This window comes from Rhizobium sp. 'Codium 1', from assembly GCF_020889605.1.
In the GTDB taxonomy this organism is placed as follows: domain Bacteria; phylum Pseudomonadota; class Alphaproteobacteria; order Rhizobiales; family Rhizobiaceae; genus Allorhizobium; species Allorhizobium algae.
Map to the genome: position 1 here is coordinate 206,676 of NZ_JAJGPW010000002.1, position 14,110 is coordinate 220,785.

The window sequence follows — 14,110 nt, forward strand, 5'->3', positions numbered from 1 at the left end:
ATCGGAGACGCATGCATGACCGACCTCACACGCCGCATCGACCAGGGCACCGGCCGCGAGCCGGCGGATATCGTGCTGAAGGGCGGGCGCTTCTTCGATCTGGTCACGGGCGAGCTCGTCACCTCCGATATCGCGATATCAGGCGAGACAATCATCGGGACCATCGAGGATTATGAAGGTCGCGAAGTCATCGACATCACGGACAAGATCGTCGTGCCCGGCTTCATCGACACCCATCTGCACATCGAGAGTTCGCTGGTCACCCCGCATGAATTCGACCGCTGCGTCCTGCCCTATGGCGTGACGACCGTCATCTGCGATCCGCATGAGATCGCCAATGTGCTGGGCACGGAAGGCATTCAGTTCTTCCTCGATTCATCCGAACAGACGATCATGGACATTCGCGTCCAGCTCTCCTCCTGCGTGCCGGCGACGCACCTGGAAACCTCGGGCGCGGATCTGCCGATCGAACGTCTTCTGCCTTTCCGCGACCATCCGAAGGTGATCGGACTTGCCGAATTCATGAATTTTCCGGGCGTGATCCACAAGGATCCGATCTGTATGGCCAAGCTCGAGGCCTTTCAGGAAGGCCATATCGACGGCCATTCGCCGCTGCTCTCGGGTCGGGACCTGAACGGCTATCTCTCCGCCCGCATCCGCACCGATCATGAATGCACGACGGCGGCCGAAGCCATGGAAAAGATCCGCAAGGGCATGCATATCCTGGTGCGCGAAGGCTCCGTATCCAAGGACCTGCACGCGCTGATGCCGATCCTGACCGAGCGGCTGTCGCCATTCCTGGCGCTCTGCACCGATGACCGCAATCCGCTCGACATCGCCGAACAGGGGCATCTCGACTACATGATCCGCGAGGCGATCAGACATGGCGTCGAGCCGCTCGCCGTCTATCGTGCCGCGTCGATCTCGGCCGCCCGCGCCTTCGGTCTGCGCGACCGTGGCCTCGTGGCGCCAGGCTGGCGCGCCGATCTCGTCGTCATCGACTCACTGGAGAACTGCAAGGCCGAGATGGTATTTTCCGCCGGCCGCCGGGTGACAGACGCCCTCTTCGCCACACGCAAGGACGTGGCTCCGGTCGGCCTCGACAGCGTCAAGGCGCGTATCGTCAAGGCCGCCGATTTCGGCGTGCCGGTCGCGGAAGGCGAGACGCCCGTCATTGGCGTGATGCCCGGCAAGATCATCACCGAACACCGCCGTTACCGCCTGCCGACCTCGGGCAACCAGACCGCCGTCGATCTCGAAAACGATGTGATCAAGGTCGCCGTCATCGAGCGTCATGGCAAGAATGGCAACCATGCCAACGGCTTCGTTCAGGGTTTTGGCCTGAAGAAGGGCGCGATCGCCTCGACCGTCGGCCATGACAGCCACAATATCTGCGTCGTCGGCGTCTCCGAGGAAGACATGGCGCTCGCGGCAAACAGGCTGGGCGAAATCAAGGGCGGCTTCGTCGTGGTGGAGGATGGCAAGGTGACCGGCGAAATCCCGCTCCCCGTCGCCGGCCTGATGAGTCTCGAACCCTATGAGAGCGTGCGCGACACGTTGCACGACTTGAGAAAATCGGCCTATGCCCTTGGAACGACTCTCGAAGAACCATTCCTCCAGGTCGCTTTCCTGCCACTACCGGTCATTCCGCATTTGAAGATTTCCGACAAGGGCATGGTCGATGTCGACCAGTTCAGGCTGATCGGGTGAGGATGGGATCTGGGTCTGGATCCGCTCCCTTGTCGACCATGACAAACTGGTCTCTCGTTGATCACAACGTGGTAAAAGGCCCATGGTCCTGCCGCATCACGCAGGAACATAGGAAAGTCTACGCCGTTGTCGGCGCAGGTGAAGACCAGACGCTTGTCGTCATGCAATTCTGTTCCCACTTCTGACGAGGCTCCATGGTATCCGACACCGAGAACCATCAGACAATTCCCCTGCGCCAGCGCCTGACGCGCCTGTATTACGGGCGCTCCACCGGCGCCATCCGCTTCCAGTTCGCACTGATGGTGATCGATCTCGCCATCATCGGCTTCTTCCTTGCCGGCCCCTATCTGCGTGATCGTCCGAGCTACCTCATCCTGGATTATGCCATCGCGGCCTGGATCGCGGTCGAGATCCTTGCCCAGCTGGCGGCCTCGCGCACGACCCGCGGCTTCCTGATGCGGCCGATGACCTGGGTCGACATCTTCGTGCTCGGCACGCTGCTCTTTCCGCAATGGCTGTTCAACTTCGCCTTCCTGCGCGTTGCCCGCATCTGGGCCGTCGCCCAGCGGCCGATCTTCACGCTGATGCTGCGCAGGCTGGGCATGAAGGAACAGACGGATGTGGTCACGTCCTTCATCAACCTCTTCGTCTTCCTCTTCCTGGTGACGGGCTTCGTCTACACCTTCTTCTTCTATGCTGAAGATGCCGGTACCGGCTTCATCGATGCGCTCTACTTCACCGTGGCAACGGTGACGACGACCGGCTTCGGTGACATCACCCTGCCCGGACCTTTCGGCAAGCTGACGTCGATCGTGACCATGATCATCGGCATCTCCCTGTTCGTTCGGCTGGCCCAGTCGATTGTCCGCCCCTACAAGGTGACATTCCCCTGCCCCGAATGCGGATTGCAGCGGCACGATGCGGACGCGGTCCACTGCAAGGCCTGCGGCCACACACTGAACATCCCCGACGACGGGCTGTGATCGTTCAAAGTGCCTTGCGGAAATAGACGACACGTTGCGTTTCGTCGAAACCGAGCGCCGCATGCATGGCATGGGACGTCGTATTGTCGAGACTGGCATCGGAGCCGAGTTCGCTCAGGCCCTTCGACCGCGCCCAATCGCTGACGGCCGACACAAGCAATCGCGCAACTCCGGTCCGGCGTGCAGATGGCAGAACGATGATGCCTTCAAGGAAGGCGACAGGCGATGTCTGGCAGCCGTTGACATAGTCGAAGCGGATACTGGCCTCGGCAAGCCCGATGGCCCGTCCGTCAGGATCGAAACAGAGGAAGGCGACGAGCCGCTCCGGCTTCTCCAGCGCCTCGGCGATTTCCCCCCGATGACCGTCGAGCGCGAGGTGCGGCCAGAGCGCATGGCGCAGATCGGTCCAGGCATCAAGATCCCGAGGCCCGGCTATGCGCACGAAATGCCCCGTCACGACACCCTCGCGCAGATGCCGTCGAGCGGTCCGAGCCTGATCTCGCCATCAACCACCGTGCCCTTCAGGCCGGGCATGGAGAGGACTTCTTGCACGGTATCTCCGTTGGGGACCGTCAAGATCTGCGGTCCGCGCCGCAGATTGAAGACGAAGAGAAGACGTTCGGGACCGTGCGTCCGGACAAAGGCAAGTACGTCTTCATTGGTCGCGACGAAATGCATGTCGCCGTCGAGCAGTGCCTCGTGCTGCTTGCGAAAGGAAAGCGTGGCACGGTAATGCGCAAGCACCGAGCCTGCATCCTTCTCCTGGGCATCGACAGCGAGTGACTGGTGCTCGACCGGCACCGGCAACCAGGGCTTCGCGCTGGAAAAGCCGGCATGAGCCTTGCCCTTTTCCCAGACCATCGGCGTGCGGCATCCATCGCGCCCCTTGAAGGCCGGCCAGAAGCGGATGCCATAGGGATCGCGCAGATCCTCGAAGGTCAGATCCGCCTCCGGCAAGCCCAGTTCCTCGCCCTGATAGAGGCAGATCGAACCGCGCAGGGCCGCAAGCACGGAGGCCGCAAGCTTGGCCACCGCCACCCGCTCGCCGGCTTCCTGGACGAAGCGGCTGACATGCCGTGTCACATCATGATTGGAAAAGGCCCAGCAGACCCAGCCGTCCTTCACCTGCTTCTGGAAGCTTTCGACGCAGTGGCGGATATGGCTCGGGGTGAAGTCGGGCCCGAGCAGGTCGAAGGTGTAGCACATGTGCAGCTTGTCGCCGCCGGACGTATAGGCCGCCACCGTCTTCAGGGAGCGTGCCCCGTCGCCGACCTCGCCGACCGTGGTGCGATGCGGATACTGGTCGAGCAGCGCCCGGAAGCGTTTGAGGAACTCGATATTCTCCGGTTGGGTCTTGTCGTAGAGATGGCTCTGCATGCCGTAAGGGTTCACATCGGGCGCATCGAGCCCGGCCTCTTCACTGTCGGGCACGTGGGGCGGATTGTCCCTCAGTTCCTTGTCGTGGAAATAGTAATTGACCGTATCGAGCCGGAAACCGTCAATGCCCCGGTCGAGCCAGAACTTCACCGCATCCAGAACCGCGTCCTGAACCTCGCGATTGTGGAAGTTGAGGTCGGGCTGCGAGGCAAGGAAGTTGTGCATGTAATATTGCTTGCGCACCCCGTCCCATTCCCAGGCGGGACCACCGAAGACCGACAGCCAGTTGTTGGGCGCGGTACCGTCGGGTTTGGCGGCCGCCCAGACGAACCAGTCGGCTTTCGCATTGTCGCGGCTGGTGCGGCTTTCCTTGAACCAGGGATGCTGGTCGGACGTGTGCGAGATCACCTGGTCGATGATCACCTTCAGCCCGAGCCGCTTTGCCTCCGTCATCATCTGGTCGAAATCATCAAGCGTCCCGAACATCGGATCGACGTCGCAATAGTCCGACACGTCGTAGCCCATGTCCGCCTGCGGCGAAGTGAAGAAGGGCGAGAGCCAGATGGCATCGACCCCGAGGGAGGCAATATAGGGCAGCCGCTCGATGATGCCCTTGATATCACCGATACCGTCGCCATCCGTATCCTGGAAGGAGCGCGGATAGACCTGATAGATGACGGCACCCCGCCACCAGTCGGCAGTCTTGGAACGGGCGGCCTTGGAGTGAGACTTGGTCATGGGCGTGTCCTTCGGCGGGAATCGATCTCGAACGGCGTCGAACTCTAGGCAACCGACTTGTGTCGCCAAAGTCAAACGCCCCTCTGCGCGCACTGACATGAAGCTGTAATCTTCCTCTCCCATAAGGCGGGAAGAGCTTGTGAAGCAGAATCGCCGCTTGGGCGGCCGATCGGATGAGGGCGGACACGCCATGCCGAGACTGACCATCGTCACCGATGCCTGGCACCCGCAGGTGAACGGTGTCGTCCGCTCCATAGAGACCACCAACCGGGAGCTGCACAAGATGGGCATTGAGGTGTCGATGATCACTCCGGAGCAGTTCCGCAGCATTCCGATGCCGACCTATCCGGAAATCCGGCTGTCGCTCGCGCTTCCCGGCCGAATCGGCCGCATGATCGAGGCGCAGCAGCCGGATTATGTGCATATCGCCACCGAAGGCCCGCTGGGGCTCATGGCGCGGCACTGGTGCCTGCGCAACAAGCGCCCCTTCTCCACCACCTACCACACCCGGTTTCCGGAATATGTCGCAGCCCGCCTGCCGGTACCGCTGTCCTGGCTCTATGCCTTTGTACGCTGGTTTCACAATCGCGGCGGCGCCTGCATGGTGGCCACCGAGAGCCTGCGGCGGGAACTGGCCGCTCGGGGCATCAATAATCTCTGCCTCTGGAGCCGCGGCATCGACACCGCTCACTTCCGCCCGCGCGAAAAGGCCGAAAAGCCCTTCGGCCTTGCCCGCCCGATCTTCATGACGGTCGGCCGCGTCGCAGTGGAGAAGAACCTCCCGGCCTTCCTCGATCTCGACTTGCCCGGTTCGAAAGTGGTCGTGGGTGATGGTCCGGCCCGCGCCGACTTGCAGGCACGCTATCCAGATGTGCTGTTCACCGGGGTAAAGCATGGAGAGGATCTCGCCCGCGCCTATTCGCAGGCCGATGTCTTCGTCTTCCCGTCGAAAACCGACACCTTTGGCAACACGATTCTGGAGGCGCTCGCTTCGGGCGTGCCCGTGGCTGGCTACCCGGTGACCGGCCCCATCGACATCATCCCGGCAGGTTCAAACGCGGGCGCACTCGATCACGACCTCGCAACCGCCTGCATGGCAGCCCTGAAGGCGTCGCCTGCTTCGGCCCGCGGGCTGGCCGAGACCTATTCCTGGCAAGCGGCCACCGAACAATTCTTCGACAATGTCGTGGAAGCCAAGGAGCAGCGCCGCAAGCGGGGCCTGCGGCAGCGTTTTGGAGCCCGCCCGGCAGAGCTGGACGCCCACGGACATCCCGCCACCGAGTGACAGCCCGGATCAGCGGCGCCTCTTGCGCCCTTCGAACGGGTTTTCGCCCGCCTTGAAGTGGATGCGGATCGGCACGCCCGGCATGTCGAAATCGGCGCGCAGACCATTGGTCAGGTAACGCACATAGCTTTCCGGAAGCGCATCGGGACGCGTGCAGGAGATCATGAAGGCCGGCGGGCGGGCCTTGACCTGGGTCATGTATTTCAGCTTCAAGCGACGGCCGGAGACCGCCGGTGGCGGATGCTGGGTCGTGACAGCGTCGAGCCAGCGATTGAGCTTGGCGGTCGAGATGCGCTTGTTCCACACCTTGTCGGTGTCGATGATATCCTGCATCAGCTTCTCGAGCCCGTAACCGGTCTGGCCGGACATCGGGACGGCGCGGATGCCGCGCGCCTGCGGCAGAAGCCGCTCGGTCTTCTCGCGCAGTTCGGTCAACAACGCCTGTGGATCGTCGATCAGATCCCACTTGTTGAAGGCGAGCACAGCAGCGCGGCCCTCACGCAGGCATAGGTCGACGATCTGCAGGTCCTGCTTTTCGAACGGGATGGTCGCATCGAAGACGATGACGACAGTTTCGGCAAAGCGGATGGCGCGTAGCGCATCGGCGACGGACAGCTTTTCGAGCTTTTCCTGCACGCGCGCCTTGCGACGCATGCCGGCGGTGTCGAACATCCTGATGGTCCGGCCGCGCCAGTCCCATTCAACCGAGATCGAATCGCGGGTGATGCCTGCCTCGGGGCCCGTCAGCAGCCGGTCCTCACCGAGGAAGCGGTTGATCAGTGTCGATTTTCCGGCATTCGGGCGGCCGACGATCGCAACGCGCAGCGGCTTGGTTTCGTCATATTCGGGTTCAACCTCGTCTTCTTCGCCGTCGAGGTCGTCGTCCTGCGGAAGAAGGACATTCGTCTCGGCGACATCCTCGTCCTCGGGAAAGGCGCGTTCCTCGCCGATCGCTTCGACGATCGCGTCGCGCAGGTCGATCATGCCCTGGCCGTGTTCGGCTGAGATCGGCACCGGTTCCCCGAGCCCCAGAGTATAGGCGTCGTAGAAGCCCGCATCCGAGCCGCGCGCCTCCGACTTGTTGGCCACCAGCACAACGGGCCGTCCGCGACGGCGCAGCATTTCGGCAAGCGCCTGATCGACAGGCGTCAGGCCGTACTTGGCATCGACGACAAACAGCGTCAGATCGGCCTCGTCGATGGCCATCTCCGTCTGGGCGCGCATGCGGCCCTGCAGCGTCTCAGGCCCGGCCTCTTCGAGACCGGCCGTATCGATGATGGTGAAACGCAGGTCCACGAGCTTGGCCTCGCCCGGACGGCGGTCACGGGTGACGCCGGGGGTATCGTCGACCAACGCCAGCTTCTTCCCGACGAGGCGGTTGAAGAGCGTGGACTTGCCGACATTCGGGCGACCGACGATGGCGACTGTGAAACTCATGGGAACGCTAGCTTTCCGGCCTTCAAGGCCTTGTTGTTGTTACGGCGCCTTGCCGGAGGCCTTGATGTTGTCGAGCATCATCTGGGCCCGGTTGGCGACATTGCGCGGGGCTTCCGCGTCTTCGATGATTTGTTCGAACCACTCGCGGGCGCGGGTCATGTCACCGGCCTTGTAGGCGGCAAGCCCCAGCGCTTCGCGGGCGGCATGACGCATGGCATTGGTCGGCGTCGCCATGGCTTCAACCATGGCAGAGACGTCTTCGTAGGAACCGGTATCGACGAGCAGCCAGGCTGCCCGAACCTTCGCCGTGTTGCGCACGGCATCCGGGATCGCGGCATCGTCGCCGATCGACTTGAAGGACGCGATGGCGCCGGCGGGCTCTCCCTTTTCGGCCAGGACCGAAGCGGCGCGAAAACGGGCCAGGATTCCATAAGCACCGTAACCGTCCTGTTCCAGCGCCTGCAATGCGGCTTCCGCCTCATCCCGCTTGCCCTGGTCGGCCAGCGTCAGTGCCGCGAGGAACTTGTCGCCGGCATCCGATGCCTGGGTCGAGTCCCAGTGAGTCCAGAGCCGATGGCCGGCCGTGCCGAGAACGATCACCACGGCAGCACCGATGATCAGGCGGCTGTAGCGCTTCCAGGCATTGCGCACCTGGTCGGAGCGGAGCTCCTCGTTCACTTCGCGGATAAAGCTGTCGTTCTGATCAACCATTCATACCCCCGGACAAATGCCGGCCTTTCGATACAGTCTCATGCGTGAGCGGCCTTCTAGCCGATTTTTGCCCGCTTGTAAGGGGAAAACCGCCAACAGGCTTAAGCCGTCACATGGCGAGTGGTGCAACACCGATCAACAATTTGTGCAGCCACATGGTGATGACAGCCCAAACCACGATACCGCCGACCACGGCAATCGCATCCCAGCGCGCCGAAACGAAGGGCTTGAGCACCAGATCACCGGCTCGAACCCGCCATTTGTAGTTGATCCTGAGAACAACGCCCCAGGCAAGGAGCGCGACAAACAGGAGAACCGAGGCCAGATCGCCATTGGCGAGCAGATGGGCGGCGGCCCAGATCTTGATCGACAGCACGATCGGATGCTTGGTCCTGGTGGCGATATGTCCGGCCGGCAGGAAACCGGCGACCAGACAGATCATGGCAAACAGCATCAGCGTTGTCGTCAGATGGTTCATGCCGGCAGGCGGGAACCAGAGATTGATGAAAGGCGCTGTCGCATAGCCCCAGATCAGGATGATCAGCGACAGGAGGCTCATCACCGAATTGATCACCCGCCAGCCGGTCTCGCCGAAGCGCTCGATCATCGACAGCCGAAAACCGGGCGCGACGACGCGGATCAGATGGGTGGCGAGAAACAGGATGATGCCGAGAATGAGAAGCGTCATGGATCAGAACCTTTCAGGTCGCGTTGACCAAAGCCTTACTGGTCTGGCGTTCGAATTTCCAGAGCGTTCAAAGCTTCGCCGCATTTGGATGGGACGCAGCACGCCTTGTTGATTGCCGGGTGTTTTTGCGATGTTGCGATACTTGATGGCCTTTTCCCTTGCCTTGACCGCCACGACGGCGCTTGCCGGAGCCCCGGCCCCTGCGTCAAATGGCGCTGGCGAGAACAGGCCGAAGCAGATCCTGCTCGTCTCTTTCGATGGCGCGCATGACAACCGGCTCTGGGCGCGAAGCCGCGAGATTGCAAAGCGTGCCAACGCGCATTTCACCTATTTCCTTTCCTGCACCACACTTATCCCGCGCGCCCGCGCCGGCGACTACAAGGCTCCGGGCATGAAGGCCGGACGCTCGAATATCGGCTTTGCAACCGATGTCGAGGAGGTCGCCATCAGGCTCGACCACATCTGGAATGCCAAAACGGAAGGCCACGAGATCGCCAGCCACACCTGTGGCCACATCGACGGCAAGGGCTGGACGACGGCCGAGTGGCTGACGGAATTCAAGACCTTCGACAGGGTTCTTCTCAACGCGTGGAAGGACAATGGCCTCGCCGACCGTGAGCCGAAGGAATGGGCGGACTTCGTGAAGAACGACATCACCGGATTTCGCGCGCCCCATCTTTCCGCCCCTGACAGCCTGTTCCAGGCCGAGCGCGAGCACGGCTTCCGCTATGATGCGAGCGTGGTGACCCATGACCCGGCCCTGCCGGTGACAAAGGGCGGCCTTGCCGGATTCGGCCTGCCGCTGATCCCGGAGGGGCCGAAAGAGCGGCGCATCATCGCCATGGACTACAATCTCTTCATCCGCCATTCGGCCGGCATTGACCATCCGTCGAAGGGCGACGAATTCGCCGGGCGCAGCTACGAAGCCTTCCGTGCCGCCTTCGATCGTCAATATCGGGGAGATCGAATTCCCCTGCAGATCGGCCTGCACTTCGTCGAGATGAACGGCGGCGCCTATTGGGCGGCGATGGAACGGCTGGTGGCCGAAGTCTGCCCCCTGCCCGACGTCGCCTGCGTCACCTATGCCCAAGCGCTTGCCATGCTGGAAGACCGGGATAGCTCCACGACCGCGCCCGGCGCCATGTGATCGCGTGACACGTCTGCTTGCCCGCCGTCGCGCCCGACAAGCGGCCACTCAACCTTGAGGAACGGCATGCAGATCGGCTGCGGCCATCGACCTGTTGCGCTTCCCCAATCGGGAAAGAGCGCTCTTCATGAACCGGATGAAAGTGAAAGGCCGCGCCGGTTTCCCTGCGCGGCCTTTCACGTGCCGGAAATACCGGCCCGAGGTCAGTACGGACGATCCGCAGCGATCTCGCCTTCGGCGGCCTCGCGCTCGAGATAACGCTGATCGATCTCGGGAAGCGGGTCACCATCGATGGCAGCCTCGAAAGCCGCGAGACGCTTGTGGATCGACAGAAGCTCGATGATCGTCGACCAGTAGCTGACGAGATACTGGAAACTGTCCGTGACCTGACCGAAGGCCGTAGCGATCTGCTGCCAGAGGCCCATGGTGATCTTGCCGGCAACAATGGTCGGGATCAGGATGAAGGTCAGGAAAATCGCGTCCAGCTGCCCATACGTATACCGGGCGACGTTGAAATAGGTGTAGTGCCAGTACATGCGGAAATAGTTGCGGCGAACATTGGAGAAGAGTTCGCGCACCGTCACCGGCTGGGCCCGATCCCCATCGTCCTCGCCATAGACGAGTTCCTTGCGGAAGGCCGCCTCGACGCGCTGGTTGCGGAACTGCAGGCCCGGCAGACGGATACCGGCGACCATCAGCAAGATCGTTCCGAACGCCGACCACAGGATTGCAAGCCAGAACAAGGCATGCGGAACGGCACCGATGATCGGCAACTCGCTCACATTTTCCGACATGCGGAACAGGATCGGCAAGAAGACGACCAGCGTCATGACCGAATTGATCAGGGCGACGCCGAGACCTTCGAGGATATTGGCGAAACGCATCGTGTCTTCCTGAACACGCTGCGAAGCACCTTCGATGTGACGCAGCTTGTCCCACTTCGACATGTAGAAGTCGTTCATCGCATTGCGCCAGCGGAAGACATAGTGGTTGGTGAAAAAGGCCGTGAACACCGAGAGCGTCACGCCGACCATGCCGATTTCGAGGAATCGCAGCTGCAGCTCATAAAGCTGGCCAGCGGTGACGGTCCCGTCCCCGTTCAGCGCCTTCTGGAAGAGGTCGAAGAAGGGACCGCGCCAGTTGTTGACCGCGACCGAGATCTGCACGCTGAAATAGGCGATAAAGATGATGAAGGCCGAGCCCCAGATCGACCAGTTGGTCCAGGGATGATCCTTGGCGATCACCTGCCAGACGGCTCCGAAGAGCACCACGAAAATGGTGAAGTAGAGGTAGAACCACAGATTGTCGGGCGTGAAGAAGAAGGCGAGCCCGACCGGCGGCTGCTGCCCTTCGGCGAGCGGCGGCAGGCCGATCGCGGCACCGATCTGCGGGCCGACGGAGTACCAGACGATGATGCAGACGAGAGTCCACACAGCCGCCGAGGTGAAGAACAGCCTGGGCCGGGGAAAGAAGGAATGAAACACGCGGGAAACCTTCGTGAAGGAGAAGTCCTGTAGAGTCTGGCGGAACCTAGGGCAGAAGGTACCGTCCAGCAATGGCATCGCCAAATTGTGGCGGAATTACCCCCGCGAAAATTACGGGTTTGTAAGAATAGGCAAAGCCTCGAGATTTACGCTTCCCTTGCCTCCCGCCCAAAAATCGCTAGGGAAGTCCCAAAGCTTTTTCAGGAGTGCACCATGAGCGACCTCAGCCTGCAGCAGGCGATCGACAACATCTACACCTCGATCAACAACGACAATGAAGAAATCGACCTTCACATTGCTGCCCTGAAGGCCGCAATGTCCCGGGAAGGCGTCAAGGAAGCAGTGTTCGAACCAGGCAAGCTTGCCCAGTCAAACCGTCAGGGCCGCAAGATCATGCAGTCCTATTTCAAGAAGAAGGGTGTTGCGGTGGGCTTTGCAAAGTCGGAATAAGCCAGCAATCCTTGCGATCGAACGCTCGCCTCAATCGGCGAGCGTCAGCACCAGCGGGCCGTTTTTCGTCACCACGATCGTGTGCTCGAACTGCACGGTGGGCGCCCGCGGCTCGCTATATAGCGTCCAGTTGTCCTTCTCGCCATCCTCGGCCCATTGGCCACCGAGCGAGAGAAACGGCTCGACGGTAAAGACAAGCCCCTCCTCCATGATCCGTGTTTCGTCCGGATCCGGCCAGGTCGACAGCTCGGTCGGCTCCTCGTGCAGCGAACGGCCCACACCGTGGCTCGCGAGATTGGTGATCAGCGTGTAGCGGTTCTTCCTGGCAAAGGCACCGATCGAATTGCCGATATCGGCCAGCGGCCGCCCGGTCTTCACCTGGTTCAGCCCGACCCACAGCGCACGCTTGCCGTCACGCAGCAGCCGTTCCTGTTTTGACGTCCCCGGCGGAACGATGAAGGACGAACCGGTATCGCCGAAATAACCGAGCTTTTCGGCCGAGACATCGATGTTGACGAGATCACCCGCCTTGATCACCCGGTCGCCCGGAATGCCGTGGGCAATCTCTTCATTGACAGAGATGCAGGTGGCGCCGGGGAATTTGTAGCAGAGCTCCGGCGCCGACTGTGCGCCGTTTTCCTCCAGAACCTTGCGGCCGATCAGATCCAGCTCGCGGGTGGTGATCCCAGGCTCCAGCGCCGACGCCATCACCTTGACCGCCGTCGCGCAGATGCGCCCGATGTCTTTGAGATGGACGAGGTCCTCTTCGGTTTCAACGATCATGCTGGTCCTTCGATGCTTCTTCGGCTGAGGCTTTCGTGCTTACGCAGCCGACGCCTTCTCCGTCAACGCCTTGCGCACCAGGGGCGCCACTTTTGTGCCATAGAGCTCGATCCCGCGCATGATCTCGACATGCGGCATGGGGCCAATCGCCATCTGCATCAGGAAGCGGTCATTCTTGAATATGCCGTGCATGGCAACGATCTTTTCGGCCACGGCCTCGGGATCGCCGACAAAGAGCGCACCTCCAGGCCCTCGCGAGGCATCGAACTGCGCCCGGTTGGTCGGACCCCAGCCGCGCTCGCGGCCGATCCGGTCCATTACGACCGCCTGGGGCGCATAGAAGATGTCGGCGGCAGACTGGGTCGTGTCATGGATGAAACCGTGCACATTGATACTGGTTTTCAGCGTCGACGGATCAACGCCGGCTTTCGCCGCACTCTGACGGTAGAGATCAAACATGGGCGCAAAGCGATGCGGCTCGCCGCCGATGATGGCGAGCGCCAACGGCAGGCCGAGATAGCCGGCCCGCGCGGCCGATTGCGGCGTGCCGCCGATCGCGATCCACAACGGCAGCGGGTCCTGCAGCGGCCGCGGATAAACGCCACGGCCGTGAACTGGCTTGCGGGTCTGGCCCTCCCACGTGACGATCTCGTTTTCGCGGATTTCCATCAACAGCTGCAGCTTCTCTGCAAACAGCAGGTCATAGTCTTCGAGGTCGTAGCCGAACAACGGGAAGCTCTCGATGAAGGAACCGCGGCCGGCCATCATCTCGACCCGGCCATTGGAGAGGAGATCGACGGTGGCATATTGCTGGAAAACGCGAACCGGATCATCGGAAGAGAGAACCGAAACCGCGCTGGTCAACCGAATGTTTTTTGTCTGCACGGCAGCGGCCGCGAGGATCGTCGCCGGCGACGAGACCATGTAATCGGGACGGTGATGCTCCCCGAGACCGAAAACATCGAGGCCGACTTCGTCCGCCAGCCGGATTTCGGCCAGAAGCTCATCGACGCGGCGCTTGGCTTCCGCGCCCTTGTTTGCGGCATTCGGATCGACATCCGCGAAGGTGTATAGGCCGAGTTCCATGGGTTTTCTCTCGCTGTATCGTTGCGCCAGAGATAGATGGTCGTGCGACGTCCTGCAAACCGCGGCGGGGTGACGGACTGTTTCGAAGTGGCGAACGAACAGGTCTCAGCATCCGCTTTGCCGGACCTCAAGCAATGCAGCCCTCCGCCAAAATCGCGATTGCCAGTGCTCCGCCTTTAAGCATAACTTCGCACACGTATTGCGTCGCAAAAGGCCTAAAAAGGGAGAATG

The 14,110-nt window shown here is 61.7% G+C and carries 13 protein-coding genes; 5 read left to right on the forward strand and 8 right to left on the reverse strand.

Annotation, left to right across the window (positions count from 1 at the left end; genetic code table 11):
* Window positions 1–15: 15 nt before the first annotated feature.
* Both ade and LJE98_RS06235 read left to right on the forward strand, forming a co-directional pair.
* The gene (gene ade, locus LJE98_RS06225; protein ID WP_229574244.1) at window positions 16–1,710 is read left to right on the forward strand and encodes an adenine deaminase; all 1,695 of its coding nucleotides are present in this window, start codon (window positions 16–18) and stop codon (window positions 1,708–1,710) included.
* A gap of 194 nt (window positions 1,711–1,904) precedes the next feature.
* The gene (locus tag LJE98_RS06235) at window positions 1,905–2,693 is read left to right on the forward strand and encodes a potassium channel family protein (RefSeq protein ID WP_229574246.1); all 789 of its coding nucleotides are present in this window, start codon (window positions 1,905–1,907) and stop codon (window positions 2,691–2,693) included.
* 4 nt (window positions 2,694–2,697) lie between these two features.
* Here LJE98_RS06235 and aac(6') read toward each other — a convergent pair whose 3' ends face one another.
* Window positions 2,698–3,135, reverse strand: coding sequence for an aminoglycoside 6'-N-acetyltransferase (aac(6'), locus tag LJE98_RS06240; protein ID WP_420710119.1), 438 nt, complete (start codon window positions 3,133–3,135; stop codon window positions 2,698–2,700).
* 11 nt (window positions 3,136–3,146) lie between these two features.
* Window positions 3,147–4,808, reverse strand: coding sequence for an alpha-glucosidase family protein (locus LJE98_RS06245; RefSeq protein ID WP_229574249.1), 1,662 nt, complete (start codon window positions 4,806–4,808; stop codon window positions 3,147–3,149).
* Window positions 4,809–4,998: 190 nt separating this feature from the next.
* Here LJE98_RS06245 and LJE98_RS06250 point away from each other — a divergent pair, with 190 nt between their 5' ends.
* Window positions 4,999–6,093: a glycosyltransferase family 4 protein gene (locus LJE98_RS06250; protein WP_229574251.1), complete on the forward strand. Its 1,095-nt coding sequence runs from the start codon at window positions 4,999–5,001 to the stop codon at window positions 6,091–6,093.
* A gap of 9 nt (window positions 6,094–6,102) precedes the next feature.
* Here the strand turns inward: LJE98_RS06250 and der are convergent, their stop codons facing one another.
* From der to LJE98_RS06265, 3 genes are all read right to left on the reverse strand, one after another.
* Window positions 6,103–7,530, reverse strand: a complete 1,428-nt coding sequence (gene der / locus LJE98_RS06255) for a ribosome biogenesis GTPase Der (RefSeq protein ID WP_229574252.1) — start codon at window positions 7,528–7,530, stop codon at window positions 6,103–6,105.
* 39 nt (window positions 7,531–7,569) lie between these two features.
* The gene (locus LJE98_RS06260) at window positions 7,570–8,241 is read right to left on the reverse strand and encodes a tetratricopeptide repeat protein (RefSeq protein WP_229574253.1); all 672 of its coding nucleotides are present in this window, start codon (window positions 8,239–8,241) and stop codon (window positions 7,570–7,572) included.
* 109 nt (window positions 8,242–8,350) lie between these two features.
* Window positions 8,351–8,929: an NnrU family protein gene (locus LJE98_RS06265; protein ID WP_229574254.1), complete on the reverse strand. Its 579-nt coding sequence runs from the start codon at window positions 8,927–8,929 to the stop codon at window positions 8,351–8,353.
* 130 nt (window positions 8,930–9,059) lie between these two features.
* On the opposite strand from LJE98_RS06265, the gene LJE98_RS06270 reads away from it, so the two are divergent.
* Window positions 9,060–10,076, forward strand: coding sequence for a polysaccharide deacetylase (locus LJE98_RS06270; protein ID WP_229574255.1), 1,017 nt, complete (start codon window positions 9,060–9,062; stop codon window positions 10,074–10,076).
* 203 nt (window positions 10,077–10,279) lie between these two features.
* On the opposite strand, the gene sbmA is transcribed toward LJE98_RS06270, so the two are convergent.
* The gene (sbmA, locus tag LJE98_RS06275; RefSeq protein WP_229574256.1) at window positions 10,280–11,560 is read right to left on the reverse strand and encodes a peptide antibiotic transporter SbmA; all 1,281 of its coding nucleotides are present in this window, start codon (window positions 11,558–11,560) and stop codon (window positions 10,280–10,282) included.
* Between the two features lie 213 nt (window positions 11,561–11,773).
* On the opposite strand from sbmA, the gene LJE98_RS06280 reads away from it, so the two are divergent.
* Window positions 11,774–12,010: a hypothetical protein gene (locus tag LJE98_RS06280; RefSeq protein WP_229574257.1), complete on the forward strand. Its 237-nt coding sequence runs from the start codon at window positions 11,774–11,776 to the stop codon at window positions 12,008–12,010.
* Between the two features lie 30 nt (window positions 12,011–12,040).
* Here LJE98_RS06280 and map read toward each other — a convergent pair whose 3' ends face one another.
* Window positions 12,041–12,793 (reverse strand): type I methionyl aminopeptidase, encoded by a 753-nt coding sequence (gene map, locus LJE98_RS06285; protein ID WP_229574258.1) that lies wholly within the window; start codon window positions 12,791–12,793, stop codon window positions 12,041–12,043.
* 39 nt (window positions 12,794–12,832) lie between these two features.
* Window positions 12,833–13,879, reverse strand: a complete 1,047-nt coding sequence (locus tag LJE98_RS06290; protein ID WP_229574259.1) for an LLM class flavin-dependent oxidoreductase — start codon at window positions 13,877–13,879, stop codon at window positions 12,833–12,835.
* Between the last annotated feature and the right edge of the window lie 231 nt (window positions 13,880–14,110).